The 23,092-nt window shown below is 63.4% G+C and carries 23 protein-coding genes; 9 read left to right on the top strand and 14 right to left on the bottom strand.

Translation table 11 applies throughout. The features are described from left to right. Positions 1-16 precede the first annotated feature (16 nt). Both I5R65_RS07810 and I5R65_RS07815 read right to left on the bottom strand, forming a co-directional pair. Positions 17-253, bottom strand: coding sequence for a hypothetical protein (locus tag I5R65_RS07810; protein ID WP_180666020.1), 237 nt, complete (start codon positions 251-253; stop codon positions 17-19). 17 nt (positions 254-270) lie between these two features. Then, positions 271-681 (bottom strand): hypothetical protein, encoded by a 411-nt coding sequence (locus tag I5R65_RS07815; protein WP_180666021.1) that lies wholly within the window; start codon positions 679-681, stop codon positions 271-273. Between the two features lie 457 nt (positions 682-1,138). Between I5R65_RS07815 and I5R65_RS07820 the strand changes: the two genes are divergently transcribed. Further along, positions 1,139-1,942: a methyltransferase domain-containing protein gene (locus I5R65_RS07820; protein WP_180666023.1), complete on the top strand. Its 804-nt coding sequence runs from the start codon at positions 1,139-1,141 to the stop codon at positions 1,940-1,942. 23 nt (positions 1,943-1,965) lie between these two features. On the opposite strand, the gene I5R65_RS07825 is transcribed toward I5R65_RS07820, so the two are convergent. The 12 genes from I5R65_RS07825 to I5R65_RS07880 form a co-directional block, all read right to left on the bottom strand. Beyond that, positions 1,966-2,841, bottom strand: a complete 876-nt coding sequence (locus I5R65_RS07825; protein ID WP_180666025.1) for an alpha/beta fold hydrolase — start codon at positions 2,839-2,841, stop codon at positions 1,966-1,968. 105 nt (positions 2,842-2,946) lie between these two features. Next, on the bottom strand, positions 2,947-4,065 hold the full coding sequence (locus I5R65_RS07830) for a porin (protein ID WP_231395103.1): 1,119 nt from the start codon (positions 4,063-4,065) through the stop codon (positions 2,947-2,949). Positions 4,066-4,234: 169 nt separating this feature from the next. Then, a complete protein-coding gene (locus I5R65_RS07835) occupies positions 4,235-5,011 on the bottom strand; it encodes an enoyl-CoA hydratase/isomerase family protein (protein WP_180666027.1) in 777 nt (258 codons plus the stop codon). A 19-nt stretch (positions 5,012-5,030) separates the two neighbouring features. Further along, entirely contained in the window at positions 5,031-5,939 is a 909-nt protein-coding gene (locus I5R65_RS07840) for an amidohydrolase family protein (RefSeq protein WP_180666029.1), read from the bottom strand. Then, complete coding sequence (locus I5R65_RS07845) at positions 5,936-6,565, bottom strand: carboxymuconolactone decarboxylase family protein (protein WP_180666030.1); 630 nt, start codon at positions 6,563-6,565, stop codon at positions 5,936-5,938. Before I5R65_RS07845 ends, I5R65_RS07840 begins: the two co-directional genes overlap by 4 nt. Before the next feature lie 34 nt (positions 6,566-6,599). Beyond that, positions 6,600-7,820 (bottom strand): CaiB/BaiF CoA-transferase family protein, encoded by a 1,221-nt coding sequence (locus I5R65_RS07850; protein WP_180666032.1) that lies wholly within the window; start codon positions 7,818-7,820, stop codon positions 6,600-6,602. A gap of 49 nt (positions 7,821-7,869) precedes the next feature. Then, on the bottom strand, positions 7,870-8,490 hold the full coding sequence (locus I5R65_RS07855; protein WP_180666033.1) for a glutathione S-transferase family protein: 621 nt from the start codon (positions 8,488-8,490) through the stop codon (positions 7,870-7,872). Positions 8,491-8,537: 47 nt separating this feature from the next. Next, entirely contained in the window at positions 8,538-9,317 is a 780-nt protein-coding gene (locus I5R65_RS07860) for a GntR family transcriptional regulator (RefSeq protein WP_180666035.1), read from the bottom strand. A 149-nt stretch (positions 9,318-9,466) separates the two neighbouring features. Then, on the bottom strand, positions 9,467-10,255 hold the full coding sequence (locus I5R65_RS07865; RefSeq protein ID WP_180666036.1) for an enoyl-CoA hydratase-related protein: 789 nt from the start codon (positions 10,253-10,255) through the stop codon (positions 9,467-9,469). Further along, positions 10,252-11,787: a 3-hydroxyacyl-CoA dehydrogenase gene (locus tag I5R65_RS07870; RefSeq protein WP_180666038.1), complete on the bottom strand. Its 1,536-nt coding sequence runs from the start codon at positions 11,785-11,787 to the stop codon at positions 10,252-10,254. Before I5R65_RS07870 ends, I5R65_RS07865 begins: the two co-directional genes overlap by 4 nt. Before the next feature lie 28 nt (positions 11,788-11,815). Further along, complete coding sequence (locus I5R65_RS07875; RefSeq protein WP_180666039.1) at positions 11,816-13,165, bottom strand: MFS transporter; 1,350 nt, start codon at positions 13,163-13,165, stop codon at positions 11,816-11,818. Positions 13,166-13,390: 225 nt separating this feature from the next. Further along, complete coding sequence (locus tag I5R65_RS07880; protein ID WP_196872167.1) at positions 13,391-14,944, bottom strand: sigma 54-interacting transcriptional regulator; 1,554 nt, start codon at positions 14,942-14,944, stop codon at positions 13,391-13,393. 343 nt (positions 14,945-15,287) lie between these two features. On the opposite strand from I5R65_RS07880, the gene I5R65_RS07885 reads away from it, so the two are divergent. The 8 genes from I5R65_RS07885 to I5R65_RS07920 all read left to right on the top strand — a co-directional run bounded on the left by I5R65_RS07885 (position 15,288) and on the right by I5R65_RS07920 (position 23,084). Continuing rightward, positions 15,288-15,836, top strand: a complete 549-nt coding sequence (locus I5R65_RS07885) for an OsmC family protein (protein WP_180666049.1) — start codon at positions 15,288-15,290, stop codon at positions 15,834-15,836. Between the two features lie 45 nt (positions 15,837-15,881). Continuing rightward, positions 15,882-17,024 carry an acyl-CoA dehydrogenase family protein gene (locus I5R65_RS07890; RefSeq protein ID WP_180666051.1) on the top strand — a complete coding sequence of 381 codons (1,143 nt, stop codon included), beginning with the start codon at positions 15,882-15,884 and terminating at the stop codon, positions 17,022-17,024. Continuing rightward, positions 17,021-18,376, top strand: a complete 1,356-nt coding sequence (locus tag I5R65_RS07895; RefSeq protein ID WP_180666053.1) for an FAD-dependent oxidoreductase — start codon at positions 17,021-17,023, stop codon at positions 18,374-18,376. The genes I5R65_RS07890 and I5R65_RS07895 overlap by 4 nt, the downstream gene beginning before the upstream one ends. A gap of 55 nt (positions 18,377-18,431) precedes the next feature. Continuing rightward, complete coding sequence (locus tag I5R65_RS07900) at positions 18,432-19,832, top strand: CmpA/NrtA family ABC transporter substrate-binding protein (RefSeq protein ID WP_180666055.1); 1,401 nt, start codon at positions 18,432-18,434, stop codon at positions 19,830-19,832. Between the two features lie 18 nt (positions 19,833-19,850). Then, complete coding sequence (gene ntrB, locus I5R65_RS07905; protein WP_180666057.1) at positions 19,851-20,720, top strand: nitrate ABC transporter permease; 870 nt, start codon at positions 19,851-19,853, stop codon at positions 20,718-20,720. Continuing rightward, complete coding sequence (locus I5R65_RS07910) at positions 20,710-21,639, top strand: ABC transporter ATP-binding protein (RefSeq protein WP_180666059.1); 930 nt, start codon at positions 20,710-20,712, stop codon at positions 21,637-21,639. Before ntrB ends, I5R65_RS07910 begins: the two co-directional genes overlap by 11 nt. A 45-nt stretch (positions 21,640-21,684) precedes the next feature. Continuing rightward, positions 21,685-22,134 carry a cyanase gene (cynS, locus tag I5R65_RS07915; RefSeq protein WP_180666061.1) on the top strand — a complete coding sequence of 150 codons (450 nt, stop codon included), beginning with the start codon at positions 21,685-21,687 and terminating at the stop codon, positions 22,132-22,134. 89 nt (positions 22,135-22,223) lie between these two features. Further along, positions 22,224-23,084 carry an MBL fold metallo-hydrolase gene (locus I5R65_RS07920; protein WP_180666063.1) on the top strand — a complete coding sequence of 287 codons (861 nt, stop codon included), beginning with the start codon at positions 22,224-22,226 and terminating at the stop codon, positions 23,082-23,084. Positions 23,085-23,092 lie beyond the last annotated feature (8 nt).

The following is a 23,092-nucleotide window of genomic DNA, read 5'->3' on the forward strand; positions in this document are numbered from 1 at the left end:
CTTGTCTGTAAGGGCGTCAGTCCTCTATCTCGCGCTGAAACCCACTTGCTGTGCCCGGATTGAAACCGATCTGTGTCATGCCCTCAATGTCGCTTTCGATGACGCGTTCATCCACTTCAATTCCAGACTCTAGGATCTGGGTAGCGCCTGGAATCCTGGCAATCGCTGCAGTTGTCGCCCAGCGTTTGGATCGGATGAACTGGTCAGACATAATGTCGTAGCATTCGAACTGATAGACCTTTACTTTCGTCATCACAATCTCTCCGACGGTCACTTTTTCAGAGCTTTGATGTAAGGCTCGCAGCCCCCCAGGTTGCCGTCGGCCTGGTAGCGCTGGATGATCTGCTTTGCGTCCACTTCCAAGGTGATCTGGCAGGTATAGTTCAGTGGAACGAACGTGCCACCCGTGGTGGTGCTGGAATAGGGCGTGAACCCGCTGCCCACACCAGCATAGCCATTCGTGGTGGTGGTTGTCGGCATGTATGCCATTTGCTGGCTTGAGGATCCCCAACGGTATAGCTTGCGGCCGGCGATGGTTTGCTCGCTGTTCGGGTAGCCGATCTTGTTGATGGCCACGTCAATGGGCTGACCAAGCAAGCCCTTCAGCCCATCGTCAAGCTGCCCCCATGTGGCGCACCCTGTGAGGGCTGCAGCGGTGATGATTAGCGCAAATTTTTGCATACGCATCCTCCTCAGGTTATCGTCAGCTTTAGGGAGAGTGACATTGAAGGCTCTTCAGGTAAAGAAGATTGGGGAATCGGTGTTGCACGCTATGACCAAAACCTGCCCAAACTAGGCCTGAATCGGGCAAAATAGAGACGAAAGTGCAGCCTGTCTATGGGATGGCTTCCGCTGCAAGTCGTTGAATTGACTGCACTTTCTTTTTTTGTCTATTTGTTGCTGCCCAGTCTCATAATCCATTGGTGTTGTGTTCGACTCACGGGGGGGGCACCAGTACCTGAAAGAGATTTCGAGAAATCGAAGTTCCTTTTTCATTTAAGGCTACAGGCAATCGTCATGACTTTGCGGATCCAGCTCACGCAAAGCCGCCCAAGCCAACGCCCACCCACTACCAGGCAAGATCACGCACGCAGGTATACGATGGTGACCCATCCAAGGCCCCCATCAGGAGCAAGGCATGCCAAACCTTCAAGACCCGCAACAACCCCAGGTTCCGTGGGACGCCGCCCAGTATCTGCGCTTCGGCGGCGAACGCCTGCGTCCGGCGCTGGACCTGATGTTGCATCTGCCCTTGCCGGCTCCCGCCCGTATTCTCGATTTCGGTTGCGGTGCCGGAAACCTGACAACCTTGCTGCAGCAGCGCTGGCCAGAGGCTGAGGTGCTGGGTGTGGATGGCTCGGAGGACATGCTGGCCAAGGCGCGCGCGACCGTTCCGCATGGCCGCTTCATCCAAGCCGATCTGAACCACTGGACGCCGGAGCACAAGCTTGACCTGATCTACACCAACGCGACCCTCCAATGGCTGCCTGATCACGCACAGCTGTTCCCACGGCTGTTGTCCTTCCTTAATCCCGGTGGTTGCCTGGCGGTGCAGATGCCGGTCATGCACGATGCGCCGTTGAGACTGGCGCAGGTGGAACTGGCACGCTCGCCGGCCTATGCAGAGGTTCTGGGTGACGTGTCGGAACGGCGCAATGTGCTGGACATGGGCGGCTATCACGACCTGCTGCGACCACGGGTGGCGAGCCTGGATATCTGGCAGACCACCTATCTCCATGTGCTCAAGGGCGAGGACCCGGTGCTGGAATGGGCCAGCGGCAGCAGCCTGCGGCCCTACCTTGAAAAGATGAAGGGCGAACAGCTGCAGACCTTTCGCGCCGATTATGCGCGCAGGATGCGTCTGGCCTATCCGCCACGCAGTGACGGCAGCACCTTGTTGCCGTTCCAGCGCATGTTCATCATGGCGACCTTGCCGGGCTGAACCTGGCGCGTTGCGAACAGGCCCTAGCGAGCCAGCCTGTCGGCCCAGTCCACAATCTCCCGAGCAACCGCCTGCGGCTGTTCCGGAAACAGCGCATGACTGGCATCAGGAATCACCCGCACCTCCACCATGCCGGGCAGTGCGTCGCGCAGTTCATCGCGGGTGGCCGCAGGGCGCCAGGGGTCGTGCTGCGCTTGCAGGTCGAGGATGGGTACGGTCGAATACGGCCACCACGTCGACTGCGGTGTCGTCCGACTGGCCTGCCGATAGGCCGAAGCAAGTTCTGGATGCCATCCCTCCAGCCAGGACTGCGGCACGAACGGTCCGGAGAAGAAGGCTTCTCTGAGCGCCGCAATCCGCTGCGCGGGCGAGTTGCGCTGGTCAGCAGCGGTATCCAGCGCCGCGCTCAATTGCGCCGGGAGCCGCCCTTTGGCTGCGGCAGCCGCCACGACCACGCCGCGTACCAGTGCGGGATAATCCTGCGCCGTGACCCGGGCCACGTAATGTCCGTAGGCATGGCCCACCACGACGGCGCGGCCTTGTCCCAACAGCCGGATCGCCAGCGCCACATCACCGGCCAGGGTGTGCAGGCTCATGCCTGCCAGTGGTCCCCGGCTGGCACCGATGCCACGCGGTTGCGGCCGCAGTACACGGTAACCGGCCTGGGCCAGGAGTTCAGCGACGGTGTCGAAATCATCGCTGCCACGTTGTGAGGAGGGCAGCAGCACGATCACTCCCTTGCGCTCCCGGGCATCGGGGCCTGAGGCTTCATCGACGATTACCTCGATCGACGTTTCACCCTCTTGAACAATGGCATGGTTGCGTACATTGGCTGCCGCCAGTGGCGTGCTCCACGCCAGCCATGCCGTTACGGCAGCCAGCAACATCGCAATCTTCATGGGGAATCCTTTTTCTAGTCATGGTCTTGGCGCGGGCGGCACGGCAGGTCGGAGCCTGCCGTGCCTGCGCACTCGTATCCACGCATGCGCTCAGGCAGGTGCTGCTCAGAACGTATGCCTGATCCCGGCATTCCAGGCCATGTCGCCCGAGCCAGTCTCGATGGCGCTGCCCACCGTGTAGCCGGCGCCGTTCCGGTTCCAGATCCTGGCGACCGTTGTGTACAGTTCGGTACGTCGGGAGAGCGCATACAGATAGCCCAGTCCCAGTTGCGAAGCATCCTGGTTGAAGCGGGTGCGGTCATCCTTGCGGATGTAGGAGGCGATCAGCTTGTGCTGTCCCAAGGGCAGGGTCACGCCGAGGATCATGTCGCGGCTGTCGGTGGTCGGGGTAGGGGCCACCGCCAGGCCGTAGGCATTGGCATTGTTGAGCGCCGAGCTGCCATAGCCCTTGTTGATGCCATAGCCGAAGTTGAACTTGACCACCTTCAGGTCATAACTGCCGGAGAGCAGCGTGTTTTTGGCGTTCTCGCTGCGCTGAATGGTGGGCGTATCCATGTTGCGGTTGTGATGCGCCAGGCGTAGCGAGAGGCCGCCATTGGCATAGGCCAGGGCGCCACCCCAGGCGCGGCCCATGGCATTGGAACCGGCGTTTTCGCCGAAGCCGTAGACCGCTTCGGCGGAGACACCGCCGAAGGCAGGTGACACATACTTGACCGTGTTGTCCATGCGGCTGCCCGAATTCGCCGCCAGGTTGGCGGCGTTACCGGCAAAGCCTGCTGCAAACGGATCAGCCAGTACAAAGCCGGTGTAGTGCGGCGTGTACTGGCGGCCCACCGTGAGCGTGCCTTGCGAACCCGACAGGCCCACATAGGACTGGCGCCCGAACAGCAGGCCGCCCTGGCCCATTGCCCCGGTGTCGCTCTGGAATCCGGACTCCAGTACAAACAGCGCCGCCATGCCGCCACCGAGATCTTCGGTCCCCTTGAAGCCGAGTCGAGAACCCGATCCTATCCCGCCGGTGATCTTGTTGACAGAGCCGTTGCGGCCGCCGGATTCGTGCACGAAGCCGGTATCGACAATACCGTAGATGGTCACGCCGGACTGCGCCAACGCGGCGTTGGTCGACAGCAGCAGGGCGGCGCCCAGGGCCAGCTGTCGGGCATATGTGCGGGTGTCGGACTGCTTTGTCGACGGTGAAAACTGCGATGGCAATGGGTAAGACATGGATGCTCCTCCTTGTGGTTGATATGTGTCTGCTGCCCGGCCCGATGCCGGGCGCAGGCAAGACGTGTCCCTTCCACTGCGACGGCGAGGTCGCAGCGGTGGAATCTTGTGAAGGTGTTCCGGGCCGGCCGCTACGTGGGTGCGCAGCGGTGGGATGGCACCGGCAGAATCAGCGGCCGGTGAAGACCGGTGCGCGCTTTTCCTTGAACGCCAGCTGCGCTTCGCGCGCATCCTCGGTCTTGCCGATGGCGGCGGTCATGTCCTGTTCGTAGCGATAGCCGTCGCGCAGGCTCAGGTCTTCGATGACGTTCATGGTGTGCTTGCCCATGCGCGTCGATACCGGGCTTTTGGAAGCGATCAGATGGGCGATCTCCAGTGCCGTCTCCAGCAGGGCCTCGGGCGCCACGCAGGCTTCCACGATGCCCAGCCGGTACAGCTCCTGGCCGCCGACCCGGTAGCCGGTGAGGGCCATGCGGCGCAGGCGCGAATGCGGGAACAGGCGCATGGCATGACGGCAGCCACCGAGCAGGCCGACATCGACCTCCGGCAAGCCCAGGCTGGCCTGCTCGGACGCCACCAGGATGTCCGAAGAGGCCACCAGTGCCAGCCCCGAGCCCAGTGCGGCGCCGTTGATGGCGGCCACCACTGGCTTGGCGCATTCACGCACGGCATGGAAGCACTCCCGGGTACGCCGCGAGTGCGCCATGAAGTCGCCCGGCTGGCGGATGTTATCGGCACGGCCCTTGAGGTCGGCGCCGGCGCAGAACACCTTGCCGGCACCCGTCAGCACGACGGCGCGAATGTCATCGGTCTCGGAGATGGCGTCCAGTGCCATCGTCAGTTCATCATTGAGCGTGCGGGTCAGCGCATTGACCGGCGGCGCATTCAGGGTCAGCGTGGCGACATGGCCATCGAGTCTGACATTGAGCTGGGTGAAGTCGAACATGGAATCCCTCGTCATGAATTTAGCGGCCGGCCTGGTCAAAGCCATACAGTGCCTGCGGGTTGTCTACCAGGATCTGCTGCCGCACCGCGGCATCCGGCACCCACTGGTGGAACAGGTCGATGAGTGCGCCCACATCCGGCGCCTTCTCCCCCATGCGTACATGGGGCCAGTCCGAGCCCCACAGCAGGCGCGCCGGATTGGCCGCCACCAGGGCGTCGTGGAAGGGTTTGAGATCGGCATAGGCGGGGGCCGCACCGGAGACCCGGCAGACCGACAGCTTGACCCATACGTCACCGTCCCGAAGCGCGGCCAGCACCGTCTGGAAGGCGGGATCATCGACGCCGCGCTCGACCTTCAGGCAAGCCATGTGATCCAGCACCAGTGTCAGCCCGGTCGCACGCAGCTGCGGCAACCGCTGCGCATAGGCCTCGCAGGGCGCCCACAGTTGCGCGTGCAGGCCCGCTTCGCGCATGGCCGGTGCCAGCTGCAGCAGATCGTCCACGCCCACGCTGCCGGCAAACCTGTCACCGGCAGGGGTGAGCATTTCCACAAAACGCAGACCACGGATGCCGCCGGCATGCCAGGCCTGCAGAGTGGCCAGCGGTGTGTCGGCGCTGGCCACGGCAATGCCGCGTACCTGTCCGGCACTGGCGGCGATGGCTGCCAGCATGCAGGCGGGATCGCTACCGTAAGGAGCGGGTTGCACCAGCACGCCGCGATTTGCACCTACCGTGGCCAGCATCTGCGCATGGAGTTCGGCTGGGGCCAACGGCGGCGGATAGTTCGATGCAGTGGATAACGGAAATGCCGCATACGGACCGAAGACATGGGCATGGCTGTCGCAAGCCTGGGCCGGCAAGGGGGGGCGCGGCGCCGTGGGCATGCGCGGTGTCTCGGTCTCGGTAGGGATGAAGCCGGAGGTCGTCACGATAGCGGCTCCTTGACCGGGCTCAGCTGGCCGGGTGGCAAGTCGGCCAACTGCGGCCGGCCCTGTTGCGTGGCGACCTGCAGGCGCGGCTCGGCATATTCCTCCGGCACCGGAATCTGGTGCACATTGAGCGTCATGGCCACCATCGTGTAGTAGCCCAGGATGGCACCCAGTTCGACGATGCCGGCCTCGCCGTAGAGACCCAGCACGCGTTGATACACCTCCTCGTCGACATTGCCGTGCTGCTGCAGTTGCCGGGCATATTCGTAGACGTGGGCATCGGCGGCGTCGGCAAACAAGGGGGCCTGGCATGCGCACAGCGCATCGATCACCGTTTGTGGCAGGCCGGCGGCCTGTGCTGCCTGCGCATGGATGGCCCATTCGAGCTGGCTGTTCCAGCGCCGCGCTGCCACCAGGATCACCAGTTCGCTATGACGCGGCGGAATGCTGGTGCCGAAGCGCAGCAGGGCGCCCATCTTCTGCCAGCGGTCAGCCAGTGCCGGGTTGTGCAGGGCGGCTTTCAAGGGGCCGACCAGGCGCGCGCGCGGGCCGCTGACGATGTCGTCGTAGACCGCACGCTGTTCGGCGTTCATGGTCTCCGGGGAGGGGAAGGAAATTCTTGGCATGGCGTTTCGGTCAGGTTCTTGTCGTGGTTCGATTTCAGATCACGCCAGCGTCATTCCACGCGGCAATCTGGGCGGCATCAAAGCCGAGTTCGGTCAGCACCTCGTCGGTATGCTGGCCCAGCAGGGGAGGCGCCTTGTCGAAGCGCAAGGCGGCATCGGCAAAGCGCATCGGGCTGCGGATCTGCGGCACCGACCCTGCAGTGGGGTGGGGGATCTGGATCAGCATTTCGCGGTGCTTCACCTGTTCGTCCTCGAACACCTGCGGGATGGTGTTGATCGGGCTGCACGGGACTCCGGCGGCATCCAGCAGCGCCGCCCACTCCTGCATGCCACGGGTCTTCAATACGTCGGTGATCATGGGCAGCAGCACATCCTTGTTGCGCACGCGATTGCCGTTGGTGGCGAAGCGCTCGTCGGTCGGCCATCCGGCCTGGCCGATCACCTGACAGAACTTGGCGAACTGGCCATCGTTGCCGACCACCAGGACGATGTAACCATCGGCGCAGGCGAACACGTCCTGGGGCTGGATGTTGGGGTGCTTGTTGCCGGCGCGTTGCGGGGTCTTGCCGGAGATCAGGTAGTTCATCCCCTGGTTGGCGACCGAACCCACCATGACGTCGAGCATGCCGATATCGATGTAGTCGCCCAGGCCGGTCTCTGCCCGTCGCGCCAGCGCCGCCAGTACCGACACCGAGGTGTACATGCCGGTCATCAGGTCGACGATGGGCACGCCCACTTTCTGCGGGCCGCCGCCTGGCAGGTCATCCCGTTCACCGGTGACGCTCATGAGGCCGCCCATGGCCTGGATCATGAAGTCATAGGCGGCGTTGTCGGCCTTGGGGCCGGTCTGGCCGAAGCCGGTCACCGAGCAGTAGATCAGGCCGGGGTTGATCTGCTTGAGGCTGGCGTAATCCAGGCCGAACTTGGCCAGGGTGCCGACCTTGTAGTTTTCCAGGAGGATATCCGAGCGCGCCGCCAGATCGCGGATGATGCGCTGGCCCTCGGCCGTGTTCAGATCCACCGTGATGGACCGCTTGCCGCGGTTGCAAGCCAGGTAGTAGCCGGCTTCGCGGGTTTCGTTGCCCTCTGCGTCACGCAGGAAGGGCGGGCCCCAGCTGCGGGTGTCATCGCCCACGCGCGGGCGCTCCACCTTGATGACGTCGGCGCCGAGATCGGCCAGGATCTGGCCCGACCAGGGACCAGCGAGGATGCGGGAAAGATCGAGCACCTTGATGTGGGAAAGCGGACCTGCCATGAGAACTCCGATATCAAACCAAAAAGCGGAAAAAGAAGGGCAGCCGTGTTCAGGCCGCAGCGTCGTCCGGCACCGTCGCCTGTGCCGAGGGACGCAGGCAGAATCCCGCGTGCCAGCTCGCCAGCTGCGGGCGGCCGGTACGCCAGTCGAGATCGGCGAAGCGGTAATCGAGATAGGACAGCGTGCAGCCGAGGGTGAGGTGGCCGATGTCGAAGCCACTGTCGGCCAGGGCCGGGGCCTCGTCTTCGAGTCGGTCGAGGGCGGTGCTGATCTTGAGTGCAAATGCCTGCAGCCAGCTATCCAGTTGCTGGGCGGGCGTCTTCATGCGTTCCTGGCGCCAGATCAGCAATACCGACAGCATGCCGTCGCCCAGTGCCTGGCGGCGCAGCGCAGTCCAGCGTGCCGGACCGGCCGCAGGGAAGAACTGCGGACCGTCGTGCAGGCTGTCGAGGTATTCGCAGATCACCGGCGAGTCGTACAGCGGCTCACCGCCGGGCAGTACCAGCGTGGGAATCTGCGAGAGGGGATTGTCGGCCATGATGGCCGGATTGGGCGTGGCGATGGCGGCCACCGAACGCACCAGCTGCACGCGCGATTCGAGACTGGTTTCCTTGAGCAGGATGACCACCTTGCGCACGAAGGGCGAGCGTGGCGACCAATGGAGTTTCATGCCGTTTCCTCATCTGTCGATGACTGGCAACGGCAATCAGTGCACCGTTACTTCAGTCGTATGTCGAGGCGAATCACATCGCCCCGGTAAATGCCCCGGCCCACGAACACGACGCGGCCGGCCTGGTCTACCGCCGAGCGCGTCACATACGCGATCGGCGCATTGAGCGGGATCTGCAGCAGTTCCGCAATGAGCGGATCAGCCGAGCCCAGCGTCAGCGTCTGGTGTGCCTCCTTGATTTCCAGCCCCGGCAGATCGCGCAAGATGCGCATCGAGGTCTTGGTCTCGAAGGACTTCTTCGGGATGCGGGCGCAGACGCGCGCATCGATATACACATCGCCGAGGTAATATGGCTTGCCATTGCGCCAGTGGCGGCGCCGCCAGTGCTCATAGGCCTCGGCCATCTGGCCCAGGGACGGCTCCACCGGCGCCGGCGCCAGCCGTTCGCGCTCGGTCAGCACCTCGATGGTGGCACCTTCCGGCGCCAGCAACTGGCCTGACCAGTCGGTGGCCACCTCGCACCAGAACTGCTCCTGCGGTTTGCCGATCACGAACGTGCCCTTGGCACGGTAGCGCGCGATCAACTTTTCCTCTTCCAGCATGTCCAGCGCCTGGCGTACCGTGGCGCGGGCCACCTGGCATTCCTCGGCCAGTTCATCGACCGTGGGAATCTGCGTGCCGACCGCCCAATCGCCCGATTCCACCCGATTGCGGAACAGACTGGCCAGCTGGACGTAGCGCGGTACGGCGCTACGGCTGAAATCGATGGCCAGCTTGCGCGGGTCGGCCAGGTCAGGGAGGGAGGGGCGGGAGGACGGGTTTTTCATCAAAAGCTTTCGGGAGCTTGGCGGCCGCCGGGGGGCGGTACACTGGGCGATAATTCGGCCGTTTATTGACGAATTATCCCCGAATTATCCGTTAGCTCAAACTTTTGACTGATACCCGTCCGTACTGCCTTTGCCCGCTGCCTGGCGGCTCAGCGCCCGTGATAGCGCGCTGCTCTCTTTTCCAGGAACGCCTGCATGCCCTCTTTCTGGTCCTGCGTGTCGAATAGCATCTGGAAGGCGCGCCGTTCCAGCGCCAGCGCACTGTCCAGCGCCATATCCTGACCCTGCTGCATGACCTCCCGGATCGCCCGCACCGCCAGCGGCGGCATGGCCGCAATGGTGGTTGCCAGTTCGCGCGAGCGCGCCAGCGCCTGGCCATCTTCGCAGACTTCCGAGACCATGCCCATGGCCAGGGCATCGCGTGCGCTGACCGCTTCGCCGGTCAATACCAGCTTCATGGCCTGGTACTTGCCGATGGTGCGCACCAGCCGTTGCGTGCCGCCGGCACCTGGCATGATGCCCACGCGGATTTCCGGCTGGCCCAGCCTGGCAGTCTCACCGGCGACGATGAGGTCGCAGCACAGCGCCAGCTCGCAGCCGCCGCCCAGGGCATAGCCTTCCACTGCCGCGATCAGCACCTTGTCCACACGGCGCAGCACATTGAAGACGCGGTCGGTGGCTTGCAAGGTATGCGAGGTCGGCGTCATTGTCGCCATCTCGCCGATATCGGTCCCGGCGACGAAATAGCGGTCCGAGCCGGTGAGAATGATCACGCGTACCGCCGGGTCCGCCGTCGCCGCGTCGATCAACTCGGCCAGGGCCTGCTTGACCTCCAGATTGAGGGCATTGCGGCGCTCCGGCCGGTCGATGGTGATGACGGCCACCGCGTCGGAGATTTCGCAGCGGACGGGCGCTGTCCTGTCGGGGGCCTGGCTCATGCGCTGGCCCTCTCGGAAAAGAAGGCGCGATTCGTCAATGCCATGCGCGCCAGCAGCGGCGAGAGACGGTAGCGGTCCTCGCCATAGCTCAGTGACAGATGACGGATCACGCGCGCCACATGGGCAATGCCGATGCGGTCGGCCCAGGCCAGCGGTCCACGCGGATAGTTCACGCCATTGAGCATCGCCAGATCCACATCGGCGGCCGTGGCAATCGCCTGCTGCACGGCGTCGGCGCCTTCGTTGGCCAGCATCGCCACGGTGCGCATGACCACCAGCCCCGGGCAGTCATCCAGCACGACGACCGACTTGCCGATACCGGCGAAGAAGGCCTGGGCGACGGTGAGTGCATGGCGATCCGTCTGGTCGGCCGGCGCCAGCGCAATGCTGCGCGCCTGACGGTAGTCCAGGGCCAGGTCGAAGACCACCTGCACGCCATCCCGGGCAAAGCGCTCGCTGGCACTGCGGCCGTCGCTCAGGGCCAGGGTCACGCCATCGATGTGCAGTACGCCAGCGCCGTCGGTCACGCGCACTGGCAGGCCGTGTTCGTGCGCCAAGTCGATGAGTGCGGCGGCGGGGCCCAGTTCGCCTTCGGCGATGACACTGCCTATGGTGTAGCCGGAAGGGGTGTCGGCGCCAGAGGTGACCGCGTCGCCTGTCTGCGCATCCGCGTCATAACGGTAGAAGCCGCGCCCGCTCTTGCGCCCCAGCCAGCCGGCATCGACCAGCTCCTTCTGCAGCAATGAGGGTTTGTAGCGTGGATCCTGGTAGAGCGCGTCGTAGACCGACTGGGTGACCGCGTAATTGACGTCGTGGCCGATCATGTCCATCAGCTCGAAGGCGCCCATGCGGAAGCCGCCCGTCTCGCGCAGCACACGATCCAGGGTGGCGGCATCGGCAGCGCCCTCGGCCAGCAGGCGCAGTGCCTCGCCATAGTAGGGGCGGGCGATGCGATTGACGATGAAGCCCGGTGTGGAGCGGCAATGCACCGGGACCTTTTTCCAGGCCAGGGCGGTCTCGAAGATGGTCTGCACCACTGCCTCGGCACTGGCCTTGCCGCTGACCACCTCGACCAGCGGCAGCAGCGGTGCCGGGTTGAAGAAGTGCATGCCCACCACCTGCTGCGGCCGCGCCAGTCCGGCGGCGATGGCGGTGATCGACAGGGAGGACGTATTGCTGGCGATGATGGCGTCCGGGCGCAGCAGTTGCTCCAGTTGTGACAGTACGGCGATCTTCACGTCCAGTCGTTCGACGATGGCTTCGATCACCAGTGCGGCGCCGGCCAGCTCCTGCAGGCTGCCGCCGCGCAGGCGGGCCAGGCAGTCGTCGTGATGGGCCTGGTCTATCTTGCCCTTGGCCAGCAGTCGGGCGTAGCGGGTGCGGATGCCATCGAGGCCACGTTCCAGTGCGCCCGCTGCGGCATCGTGCAAGACCACCGGGTGACCGGCGTCGAGAGCCACCTGGGCGATGCCGCTGCCCATGGCGCCGGCGCCGATGATGCCGATGAGGGTGTCTGGTTTCAAGGCGTTCATGTGGGTATGCAAAGAGGTCATGACGTGGTCAGGCTGCGGCGATGCGGGGCTTGGGCTTGACGCCCAACAGAAGGGTGAACGCACCCACCAGCATCCATGCGCCAAAGTAATACTGGCCGGTGGCGAGGCTACCGGTGGTGCTGGAGAGCCAGCCCACCAGCATCGGGCTGAACACACTGCCGATACCGGCCAGGGTGCTGAGCAGGGCGATGCCGGCTGCCAGTGCGGTGCCGGAAAGGAATTGCGCCGGCAGGATCCAGAACGGTCCGGTCAGGCTGAAGGTACCCGCGGTCACCAGGGTCAGCATCGCCAGCGACAGGGGAATGCTGTTCTGCACCGAAGGCAGAGCGATCCAGCCGATGCCGGCGACGATGGCCGGGATGGCCACGTGCCAGCGGCGCTCGCCGGTGCGGTCAGAGTGACGGGCATTGAGATACTGGATGACGATGGCCGCAGCAAAGGGAATGGCCGAGAGCAGGCCCACGGTGGCGATGTCATGCACGCCCGCCTTGCGGATGATGGTGGGCAGCCAGAAGAACACGCCACCGGTACCGACCAGCACGGCCACGCCCATGCCGGCCAGCCAGTACAGCTGAGGATTGCGTAACGCGTCGCCGAAGGAGTGCCCGCCGGCCTTGGGCTTGGCGGCCTGGTCGGCCTGCATGTCGGCCGTCACCAGAGCGCGTTCTTCGGGACTGAGCCAGCGGCAGTGATCCGGCTTGTCATTCAGGTAGAAATAGGCCACCACGCCCAGCACGCAGGCCGGAAGGCCTTCGATGATGAACAGCCATTGCCAGCCGCGCATGCCCGCCACGCCCTCGAAGGCGTGCATCAGCCAACCCGAGAGCGGACCACCGATCAGTCCGGCCAGTGGGATCGAGGCGGTGAACAGGGCCGTGAACCGCGCGCGGCGCGACAGCGGCACCCAATAGGTGAGATAGAGCAGCATGCCTGGAAACAGTCCCGCCTCGGCTGCGCCCAGCAGCAGGCGCATCAGGTAGAAGTGTGTGGCGGTCTGCATGAACGCCAGCGCGGCGCAGAAGAGCCCCCACAACACCATGATGCGCAGCAGGGTCTTGCGCGCACCGATCTTTTGTAGCCACAGGTTGCTGGGGACTTCGAAGATGATGTAGCCGACATAGAAGATGCCGGCGCCGATGCCATAGATGGCATCGGTGAAATTGAGATCGGCCAGGAAGTGCAGCTTGGCAAAACCGACGTTGGAGCGGTCGATGAAAGAGACCACGTACACCAGCATCAGGAAGGGCATGATGCGCCACAGGATCTTGCGGTAGGTGGCATCGGCCAGCATGGCGCGGTCCGGCGCCATGGACTGGTGGCCGGCCTGCCCCAGGGATGGGGAATCAGCGTTGCTCATCGGGTCTCCTCGTTCATTGTTCTTTATCGATGCTGTTGGATGCGCCGGCCACCTGCCGCGTGTCTCATGCAAGGGGAGGGGGCGGATCATTAAAATCATTAGGTCATACTTATGACCTTTTTAAGAGAATACCGCGCCGATGCCTCGCTGTCAAATCCGGGATGGGGAGGTGGTCCGGTGCGGCGGCCATGCATGTCCGGACCGCGATGCGCACGGTCGCGCAGCTTATTCCAGCCCCAGCTTCTCCCAGCGGTAGGAAAACTGTCGTGGTGTGAGGCCCAGTAGTTGCGCGGCGCGCGACTTGTTGCCGGCGCTTTGCGTCAGCGCCGCCGTCAGTTGCGCTGCGGAGTGCGAGGCCACTGGGGCATACGGCCTGACCGCAACAGCAGTCGATGCCACGTCCTGGCCCCAGGAAGCACTGTCCATCGGCCGCATCGCCGCCGCCTGATGCTGTGGCGGCATTGGCTGCGGCATGCCAGAGCTTTTGCGCTTGTCCGGCAGGAAGCGCGCAATGTCGCGGGCATCGAGGATAGGGCGCTCTGCCAGCAGGATCGCGCGCTCGATGAGATTGGAGAGCTCGCGGATATTGCCAGGCCACTCCTGCTGCTGGAGCAGGTCCAGCGCATCCTGGGAGAGATTGACATTGCGCTGGTGCGCCTGGTTGATGTGATTGAGGAAATGCAGGACCAGCGCTGGAATGTCCTCACGCCGTTCGGCCAGCGAGGGAAGATGGATGGGGATCACATTGAGCCGGTAGTACAGATCCTGCCGGAATGCGCCGACCTCGACCTCACGCGCCAGATCCCTGTTGGTGGCGGCGACCAGCCGCACATCGATGGCAATTTCCTTTTTGCCACCCAGGCGCGTAATGGTGCCTTCCTGCAAGGTACGCAGCAGCTTGGTTTGCATTGCCAGCGGCATCTCACCGATCTCATCGAGAAAGATGCTGCCTGCATTGGCCTGCTCGAACCATCCAGCACGTGCAGCAGCTGCGCCGGTAAAGGCGCCGCGCTCATGCCCGAACAGTTCCGATTCGAACAGCGTGTCGGGGATGGCAGCGCAATTGATCTTGATGAAGGGCTTGTCGCGCCGCGGGCTGGCCAGGTGCAGCGCGCGTGCGAAGAGTTCCTTGCCGGTCCCGGATTCGCCCATCAGCAGGACACTGGCTGTAGCGTCGGAAACCCGCTCAAGCTCAGAAATTGCCTTCAGCAGCGAAGGGGCGGTACCGACGATCCCATAGCGGGTGGCCTCGGCCTGTAACGCCTTGGTCAGGATTTCATTGCGCTGTTCCAGCACCTTGGTCTTGGCCAGAAGACTCTGTTGCAGTTGCAGTAACTGGCCCGCCAGCGTACTGAGGATGCGCAGCACCGTCAGGTCGTCACTGAGCGTGCGCATCCGGCTGCGGATGCGGTGACAGGCCATCACGCCCACGGTCTGGCGGTCGATCTTGATCGGCATGGCGATGAAGGAAACCGGGCCGGAGGGAAGGTCCTCCCGCCGCACCGTACGCAGCAGGAAGCGCGGTTCCTGGTCAATATCCTGGACGATGGTCAACTGCCCGGTCGCCAGCACGCGCCCGGTCACGCCGTCGCCAGGCTGGTACACCCCGCGTGCCATCTCCTGGCGCGTCAGACCATATGCGTAATGGATGCGCGCCGTCTCGCTACCCTCGTCGCGCAGGACCACGCGGCCCCGGTTCAATCCCAGTAGTTCGGAGAGCAGATGCAGCATCTCGCGCAGGACCACTTCGGGAGAAAGGCTCTTGCCGACCAGGGACATCACCTGTTCAAACAACAGCATTTCCTGTTGGCGCCAAAACGAGGGCGAGCTATCGGAATCGATGTCGATTTCGGTGTCAAGGGTCATGGAGGCTGGTCGTGGTGAGGCAGAAGAATGGACCGGGCAATTATCGCCATGAAGATTAACAATGTCTACAAATTGTAAACATTGTTGGACATTTGGTGGGTGGCCAAAATTGTCGTTGAAAATAGTTTTTATGATTTAAATCAATGACTTGGAGTGGTAAATCGTCTTGGCACAGCTTTTGCCATTAGGGAAGGGCCGGAGAAAGATCTTCTGGCTGGCACGGCGCCAAAAGCCGTTATTTCCCAAGGAGCGTTCCGTGACTACCGCCACACCCCAGACCGTCCAGACCTATCTGCGTCCGATCGATCGCGACGGACTGATGAAATTCGCCGAACAGGGCCGTGACAACCCCGCGCGTCGCGGCACGAACAAGGTCCATACCGTTGTCGAGGGGCAGTACCGCACCCTCAGCTATGTCGGCGACCACGCCGCCGTGGTGGTGGATGAGCCGCTACATCTGTTCGGAGAAGACACCGCGCCAGCCCCGGGCGAGATCGTGCTGTCTGCGCTGGGTGGCTGCCTGGCGGTGGGCATCACCGCCGTGGCGACCTGGAAGCAGGTCAAGCTGTCGCGTCTGGAATTGTTCGTGGAGGGCGATATCGGCAACCCCGCTGCCTGGGGTGCCGGTGGCGCGCAGATGCAGCCTTCCGAGATGGGCTTCCGGGCAATCCGCGTCAAGGTGCTGGTGGAAGGCGATGCCAGCCGCGAAGAACTTGACGAGATCGTCAAACAGGCCAACTTCTACTCGCCAGTGGCCAACACCATGCGTAACCCCATCCCCTTCAGCATCGGCCTGGCCGACTGACTTCGTCGCGCCAGTCCCCGCCATCAGCTTGTTGAGGAGAACGTCATGACCATCATAGATATCCGTAGTGCACAACTCGATCCGGCCCTTGGCGATGCCGCCGTGGTGGCCGCCGTGGCCGGTGTTGCGGTCGACCAGTTGGCGCCGTTGGCGACCAGGATCGACCATGAGGGCCACTATCCGCTGGAGGTCATGGCGTCGCTGGCGCGCGCGGGGGCGTTTGCCGGCCATTTGCGGCGCAACGGCGAGCGTTATGGGCTGGCGCTGGGCGCCATGCATGAAATCAGCAGGCAGTGCGGCTCGACCGGTTTCCTGACCTGGGCGCATGACGTCTGCGCGCTGTACCTTGAACAATCCGGCAACCCCGCCCTCGACGGCCAGTTGCTGGACGACCATGTGGCAGGGCGCAGCTTCGGAGGCACCGGCCTGTCCAATCCCATGAAGGCCTTCGCCGGGATCGAACGGATGTTGCTGCGCGCGCGCCGGGTAGCCGGCGGTTACCGGGTCAGCGGTGCCTTGCCCTGGGTCAGCCATATCGGGCCGGGTCAGTACTTCGGCGCGATTGCCTCGGTCTATCGCGATGACCAGTCGCATTCGCATGACATCATCTTTCTGGTTCGCTGCGACCAACAGGTGGTGCTGCGCCAATGTCCGGAGTTTTCCGGGATGGAAGGCACCAGTACCTGGGGTGTGCGTCTGGAGGATTACTTCGTCGGCGAAGACAATATGATCGCCGATCCGGCCCGGCCTTTTATCGAAAAGATCCGCGCTGCCTTCATCCTGCTGCAGATAGGAATGGCCACCGGGCTGATCCAGGGAGCGCTCGATTCCATGCGCGACGTGGAACCGTTGCTGGGGCATGTCAACCAGTTCCTGGACGACCGCCCCGATGAACTGGAAGCCGAATACCTCGAACTGGCTGGCCGCGTCGCCAGGCTTGTCAGCTCACCCTTCGACGGCAGCAAGGATTATATGCTGGACGTGCTCGACGCCCGCGCCCAGGGGGCCGAGCTGGCGCTGCGAGCGACCCAGTCGGCATTGTTGCATCAGGGCGCGCGCGGCTACCTGATCAACTCGGCCCCGCAACGGCGCGTACGCGAGGCGCATTTCGCAGCCATCGTCACACCCGCCATCAAGCATCTGCGCTCGGAAATGGCGCGCCTGTCCCGCGAAGAGGTGCCGGCATGAGCCTCGCCGTCGTGAAGTGGCGCCAATACCTGTGCCGCGCCTGCGGCCTGATCTACGACGAACAGGAAGGCGATCCCGATAGCGGCCTGCCGCCGGGAACACGCTTTGAAGACATACCCGACGATTGGGTTTGCCCCCTGTGCGGTGTGGTCAAGGCGGACTTCGAGCCCTATGCACCGCAGTCGGAGGCGACGACGCCAGCGTCGGGCGCAACGATGCAGGCTTCGGCGCACCGCCGCGGGGTCGTCGTCGTCGGTGCCGGCATCGCTGGCTGGTCGGTGGTCGAGGCGCTGCGCAAGCTGGATGCCGATATTCCCATCACCCTGGTGACGGCCTGCGCCGGGGACCGGTATCACAAACCGGAGTTGTCGATCGCGCTCAGCCGCAAGCTTGACCCCGCTGCCCTGGTACGCGAATCGGCATCCGAATCGTCCCGACGTCTTCAGGTGCGTCTACTCAGCGGGACCTATGCCATCGGCATCGCTCCTGGCCTGCGACAACTGCGTACCACGCGCGGCACCCTGCGTTATACCGACCTCGTGCTGGCCCAGGGAGCCAAGCCCTACCTGCCGGCCGAGGTGCCGCCTGCGTTGTGCTGGCGCGTCAACGATCTGGCAGGTTGGAGTGGCCTGCAAGCGGGTCTTGCAGGAGCTGCAAGGCGCGTGGCCATCATCGGTGCCGGCATGGTGGGGTGCGAGCTGGCCGAGGATTTTGCTCGCGCAGGGCATCAGGTCAGCTTGCTTGACGTAGCAGCGCTGCCACTGGCGCAACTGCTGCCGCCACAAGCCGCTGAGCGCATGCGTGCCAGTTTCCAGTCCCAGGGCATTGCCTTCTACGGGCAGACCAGGATCAGCCACATCGCTGGCGGCCCGCAAGGCATCAAGGAAATCCGCGGTGCCGACGGCCTTAGCCTCAGTTGCGACCAGATCGTGGTCGCCACCGGCCTGCATACCGAGAGCCGCCTGGCCCGCGGTGCGGGGCTGGCGTTCGAGCGAGGTATTGCAGTCGATGCCGGCACCCTGCGCACCAGCGCCGAGCACATCTATGCGCTGGGCGATTGCATCAGCATCGCCGGCACCCCCTGTCGCTTCATCGAACCATTGGCGCGTCAGGCTGCAGTGATCGCCGCCCAGTTGCTCGGCCTGGCCGGGCCGCAATACGAGCACCGGCCGCCGGTCATCCGCCTCAAGACCAAATCGCTTTCGGTGGTGCTGCACGGCCAGCCCTGCGCCAATGGCCAATGGCTGGTTCTGGAGGACAACCCGGATGTCCTCCGAATGCATCAGCTCTACCAGGACAGCATCGTTGCCACGCTGGACATGAGCGTCCCGCGACAACGCCTGGCCGCCTGATATCGCCACTTCTCTGCCGATATTTCATCCTTCCACTCCCAACCAGGGGCCTTGCATGACCGATAAAAATCTCTATCGTCCGTATTCCCTCGACACCTCGTTGGCGGCCTGTTCATGCGGCCAGCATGCCTCCGAGGAGGAGCATGCGAACCAGACCACAGCGGCCAGCGCGACCCGGTTGGCCCGGGCTGGCGACGTCGAGGCGCTGTCATGTGACTTCGTCGAAGCGGCCGCCGTGCGTGCGCTGTTTCCTCACGATGCCACACGCCGCAACCTGATCAAGGCGATCGGTTCCCACGCACTGATGGCCGCAGTGGCGTCGGTGCTGCCGTTGGGAAGCCTGCAGGCGCAAGCGCTGGAAAAACAGGGCAGTCTGGAAAAGAAGAGCCTCAGGATCGGCTTCATTCCCATCAATTGCGCGACGCCACTGATCATGGCCGACCCGATGGGCATGTACAGGGAGCAGGGCCTGGATGTGACCCTCAGCAAGACCGCAGGCTGGGCGCTGGTACGCGACCAGATGATCAATGGCGAACTGGATGCCTCGCATTTCCTGGCGCCCATGCCGCTGGCGATCTCCGCCGGCCTTGGTGCGGCAGCGCAACCGATGCGGGTAGCCATGATCCAGAACATCAATGGTCAGGCCATCACGCTGGCGCTGCGGCACAAGGACAACCGTGATCCGCGTCGTTGGAAGGGATTCAAGTTCGCCATTCCCTTCGAGTATTCGATGCACAACTTCCTGTTGCGCTATTACCTGGCCGAGCATGGCATCGATCCCGACCGCGATGTGCAACTGCGGGTGACGCCACCGGCGGAAATGATCGCCAACCTGCGGGCCGGCAATATCGATGGCTTTCTCGGCCCCGATCCCTTCAACCAGCGTGCGGTATACGACCAGATCGGCTTCATCCATCTGCTGACCAAGGATATCTGGAACGGTCATCCCTGCTGTGCCTTTGGCACCACGCAGGCCTTCATCGACCGCAACCCCAATACCTTCGCGGCGCTCTACCGGGCCATTCTCAACGCCAGCGCCATGGCGCACAAGGCCGAGAACCGGGCGGCCATCGCGCGGGCCATTTGCACCCCGGGCTATCTGAATCAGCCCGAGACGGTGGTACTGCAAGCCCTCAGCGGTCGCTATGCCGACGGTCTGGGTAATGTGCGCAACGAACCGGATCGAGCGGACTTCGATGCCATGCCCTGGTACTCGATGGCGACCTGGATGCTGACCCAGATGAAACGCTGGGGCTACATCAAGGGGGATATGAACTACCAGGCGCTGGCGGAGAAGGTGTTCCTGCTCACTGACGCGCGTCGCCAGATGACAGCGCTGGGCATGCAGGTGCCGGCGGCCAGCAATGGTTACCGTTCGTTCAGCATCATGGGCAAGACCTTTGATCCGACCAATCCGCAGGGCTACCTGAACAGCTTCGCCATCAAGCGAACCTGACCGCAGCGAGGAAAGAACATGAACCATCAACTCAACCTGCGTGCGGCCTTGTTGTCGGTGTTGCTGCTGTTGCTTCTGCTGGGTATCTGGCAACTGGCAACGATGCCGCGTGCCTCGGCCCCCACCGCTGTCAGCGCCAAGGATGCCGAGTACGCAGCCCTCATGGGGCAGGCCCCGTCTGCCACCGGAGACACGCCGGCGAAGGTCGACGGGTTTCCTACGCCTGGGCAGTTCCTGCATATCGCGGCACGGCACCTGAGCGATCCTTTCTACGATCATGGCCCCAACGACAAGGGCATCGGCATCCAGTTGGCGCATTCCCTACTGCGCGTGGCACTCGGGTATCTGCTGGCCATGCTGGTCGCCATTCCGCTGGGCTTTGCTATCGGCATGTCCCCACTTCTATATCGAGCCATCGACCCTTTCATCCAGGTGCTCAAGCCGATCTCGCCGCTGGCCTGGATGCCCATTGCGCTCTACACCATCAAGGATTCTTCGGTCTCGGGCATCTTCGTCATCTTCATCTGCTCGGTATGGCCGATGCTCATCAATACCGCCTTCGGCGTGGCCGGGGTCCGCCGTGACTGGCTCAACGTGGCACGTACCCTGGAAGTCTCACCGCTACGCAAGGCCTTTTTGGTGATCCTGCCGGCTGCCGCTCCCACCATCATCACCGGCATGCGCATCTCCATGGGGATCGCCTGGCTGGTCATCGTTGCCGCCGAGATGCTCATCGGCGGCAACGGGGTCGGCTATTTCCTGTGGAACGAATGGAACAACCTCTCGCTGTCGAACGTGATCTTTGCCGTCCTCGTCATTGGCGTCGTCGGCATGCTGCTCGACATCCTCTTCGCCGCCCTGCAAAAGAAGGTGACCTATGCTGAATGATCGCACCCGGGATACTTCCCGGTCCCCCGCCGGCCGGCCCTTCGTCCAGGTCGACGGCCTGTCCAAGCAGTACCGGCCCGACCTGCCGCCGGTATTCAATCAGGTACAGTTCGGCATCGAGCGTGGCGAGTTCATCTGCATCATCGGCCACTCAGGATGCGGCAAGAGCACCATCCTGAATGTGTTGGCCGGGCTGGAGGCGGCCACCACCGGCACCGTCATCATGGACAACCGCGAGGTGGCCGGACCTGGCCTGGATAGAGGCGTCGTGTTCCAGAGCCACGCCCTGTTGCCCTGGCTGAGCGTGGAAGAGAACATCGCCTTCGCAGTGCGTTCGCGCTACGCCGACTGGAGCCGCGACAAGGTGGCGGCCCACGCTGCGCGTTTCATCGAGATGGTCGGCCTGTCGGCCGCGGCCAAAAAGAAGCCCGCCGAGCTTTCCGGCGGCATGAAGCAGCGCGTCGGCATTGCCCGTGCCTTCGCCATCGAGCCCAAGATGCTGCTCATGGATGAGCCCTTCGGCGCGCTCGACGCCCTCACGCGTGGCGTAATCCAGGACGAGTTGCTCAACATCTGCGAGGCGACGCAACAGACCGTCTTCATGATCACCCACGACGTGGACGAAGCCATCCTGCTGGCCGATCGCATCTTCCTGATGAGTAACGGCCCCAAGGCGCGTATCGCCGAGATCGTGATCAACACACTCTCGCCGCAGCGCACCCGGGCCACCATTCATCGTGATCCCCAGTTCTACCGGATACGCAACCACCTCGTCGATTTCCTGGTGCACCGATCCAAGACATTCCAGATGTCGGGCGAGGTGGCCGAGCTGGCCGTCACGCGCATCGTACGGCCTGGCCTGGAGTCCGACGCCGTGCCTGACATCTCCTCTGTGCTCGACATACGCGCTTCGGCGTGAGTCCGATCACCGCTTTTTTTCAACCCGTCAATTCGGAGCTATCAAATGATTTCCAGTCGTGAAGAAGTAACCAAGATGATCCTTTCTGCCAAGGTAATGAAGGGCATCAAGTGGAGCCAGGTCACCGCCGCTACTGGCCTTTCCAAGGAATGGAGCACGGCGGCCTGCCTGGGCCAGATGACCCTCGACAAGAGCCAGGCGGAAGCCGTCGGCCGGCTCTTCGACCTGAGTGATGAAGCCGTCGCGTGGTTGCAGATCGTTCCGTACAAGGGCTCCCTGCCTACGGCCGTGCCGACCGATCCGCTCATCTATCGCTGGTACGAGATGGTCAATGTCTATGGCACCACCATCAAGGAGCTGATCCACGAGGAGTTTGGCGACGGCATCATGAGTGCCATCGATTTCAAGATGGATATCCAGCGCCAGGCCGATCCGAATGGCGATCGCGTCAATGTACTGCTTTCCGGGAAGTACTTGCCGTACAAGAGCTATTGAAGGGCCGGGGCCGGGGCCGGTACAGGACATGATCGCGCTGACAACGCGGCGTGTATTTGCTTGAGGACCTGGCGTTCAGGACCAATGAGATGACACCACGGATAGAACCTTTCTTCGATGCTACCACCGGGACCTTCAGCTATGTCGTCCATGAAGAGGGTGGCGTAGCATGCGCCATCATCGATTCAGTGCTCGGCTACGATCAACGCTCCGGCCGCACTTCTGCTGCCGGCGCCGATCAGATCGCTGACTACGTCAGGCAAGGCGGCTTGCAGGTGCAATGGCATCTGGAGACCCATGTGCATGCCGATCACCTCTCTGCTGCCGCCTACCTGCGCCAGTCCCTGGGCGGGAAGATTGCCATGAGTGCTCGCATCGCCGATGTCAGACAGGCGTTTTCGCACGCCTTCGATCTGGCGCCGGCATCCTTGCAGGCGACGGACTTCGATCACCTCTTCGAGGATGGGGAGCGTTTTCTGATCGGACGGCTGAACGCCGAGGTCATATCGGTGCCAGGCCATACGCCAGCCGACCTGGCCTACCGCATTGGCGAGCAGGCCGTTTTCGTGGGCGATACCCTGTTCATGCCCGACATCGGTTCGGCGCGTTGTGATTTCCCTGGAGGAGACGCGCAGCTACTGTATCGCTCGGTGCGCAAGCTGCTGGCACTGCCACCGCAGACTGCGCTTTACATGTGCCATGACTATCCGCCTGATGGACGTGCGCCGGTCTGGCATACCACTGTGCAGGAGCAGCGCGAACGCAATATCCACCTGCGTGATGGTGTCGAACTGGCCGACTTTGTGTGCATGCGAGCCCGGCGCGATGCCACGCTGTCCCTCCCGCAACTGCTCATCCCCGCGCTGCAGGTCAATATGCATGCCGGCGAGCTACCGGCTGCAGGCGACAACGGCATCCGTTACCTGAAGATTCCGCTTAACACTTTTTGAACTGCTAT

The sequence above is a fragment of the Herbaspirillum sp. AP02 genome (assembly GCF_015767275.1).
In the GTDB taxonomy this organism is placed as follows: domain Bacteria; phylum Pseudomonadota; class Gammaproteobacteria; order Burkholderiales; family Burkholderiaceae_D; genus Herbaspirillum.

Coding starts and splice junctions, on each gene's coding strand:
- I5R65_RS07810 (WP_180666020.1), bottom strand. CDS start 253: ATGACGAAAGTAAAGGTCTATCAGTTCGAATGCTACGACATTATGTCT.
- I5R65_RS07815 (WP_180666021.1), bottom strand. CDS start 681: ATGCAAAAATTTGCGCTAATCATCACCGCTGCAGCCCTCACAGGGTGC.
- I5R65_RS07820 (WP_180666023.1), top strand. CDS start 1,139: ATGCCAAACCTTCAAGACCCGCAACAACCCCAGGTTCCGTGGGACGCC.
- I5R65_RS07825 (WP_180666025.1), bottom strand. CDS start 2,841: ATGAAGATTGCGATGTTGCTGGCTGCCGTAACGGCATGGCTGGCGTGG.
- I5R65_RS07830 (WP_231395103.1), bottom strand. CDS start 4,065: ATGTCTTACCCATTGCCATCGCAGTTTTCACCGTCGACAAAGCAGTCC.
- I5R65_RS07835 (WP_180666027.1), bottom strand. CDS start 5,011: ATGTTCGACTTCACCCAGCTCAATGTCAGACTCGATGGCCATGTCGCC.
- I5R65_RS07845 (WP_180666030.1), bottom strand. CDS start 6,565: ATGCCAAGAATTTCCTTCCCCTCCCCGGAGACCATGAACGCCGAACAG.
- I5R65_RS07850 (WP_180666032.1), bottom strand. CDS start 7,820: ATGGCAGGTCCGCTTTCCCACATCAAGGTGCTCGATCTTTCCCGCATC.
- I5R65_RS07855 (WP_180666033.1), bottom strand. CDS start 8,490: ATGAAACTCCATTGGTCGCCACGCTCGCCCTTCGTGCGCAAGGTGGTC.
- I5R65_RS07860 (WP_180666035.1), bottom strand. CDS start 9,317: ATGAAAAACCCGTCCTCCCGCCCCTCCCTCCCTGACCTGGCCGACCCG.
- I5R65_RS07865 (WP_180666036.1), bottom strand. CDS start 10,255: ATGAGCCAGGCCCCCGACAGGACAGCGCCCGTCCGCTGCGAAATCTCC.
- I5R65_RS07870 (WP_180666038.1), bottom strand. CDS start 11,787: ATGAACGCCTTGAAACCAGACACCCTCATCGGCATCATCGGCGCCGGC.
- I5R65_RS07875 (WP_180666039.1), bottom strand. CDS start 13,165: ATGAGCAACGCTGATTCCCCATCCCTGGGGCAGGCCGGCCACCAGTCC.
- I5R65_RS07880 (WP_196872167.1), bottom strand. CDS start 14,944: ATGTCCCTGGTCGGCAAGAGCCTTTCTCCCGAAGTGGTCCTGCGCGAG.
- I5R65_RS07890 (WP_180666051.1), top strand. CDS start 15,882: ATGACCATCATAGATATCCGTAGTGCACAACTCGATCCGGCCCTTGGC.
- I5R65_RS07895 (WP_180666053.1), top strand. CDS start 17,021: ATGAGCCTCGCCGTCGTGAAGTGGCGCCAATACCTGTGCCGCGCCTGC.
- I5R65_RS07900 (WP_180666055.1), top strand. CDS start 18,432: ATGACCGATAAAAATCTCTATCGTCCGTATTCCCTCGACACCTCGTTG.
- ntrB (WP_180666057.1), top strand. CDS start 19,851: ATGAACCATCAACTCAACCTGCGTGCGGCCTTGTTGTCGGTGTTGCTG.
- I5R65_RS07910 (WP_180666059.1), top strand. CDS start 20,710: ATGCTGAATGATCGCACCCGGGATACTTCCCGGTCCCCCGCCGGCCGG.
- cynS (WP_180666061.1), top strand. CDS start 21,685: ATGATTTCCAGTCGTGAAGAAGTAACCAAGATGATCCTTTCTGCCAAG.
- I5R65_RS07920 (WP_180666063.1), top strand. CDS start 22,224: ATGACACCACGGATAGAACCTTTCTTCGATGCTACCACCGGGACCTTC.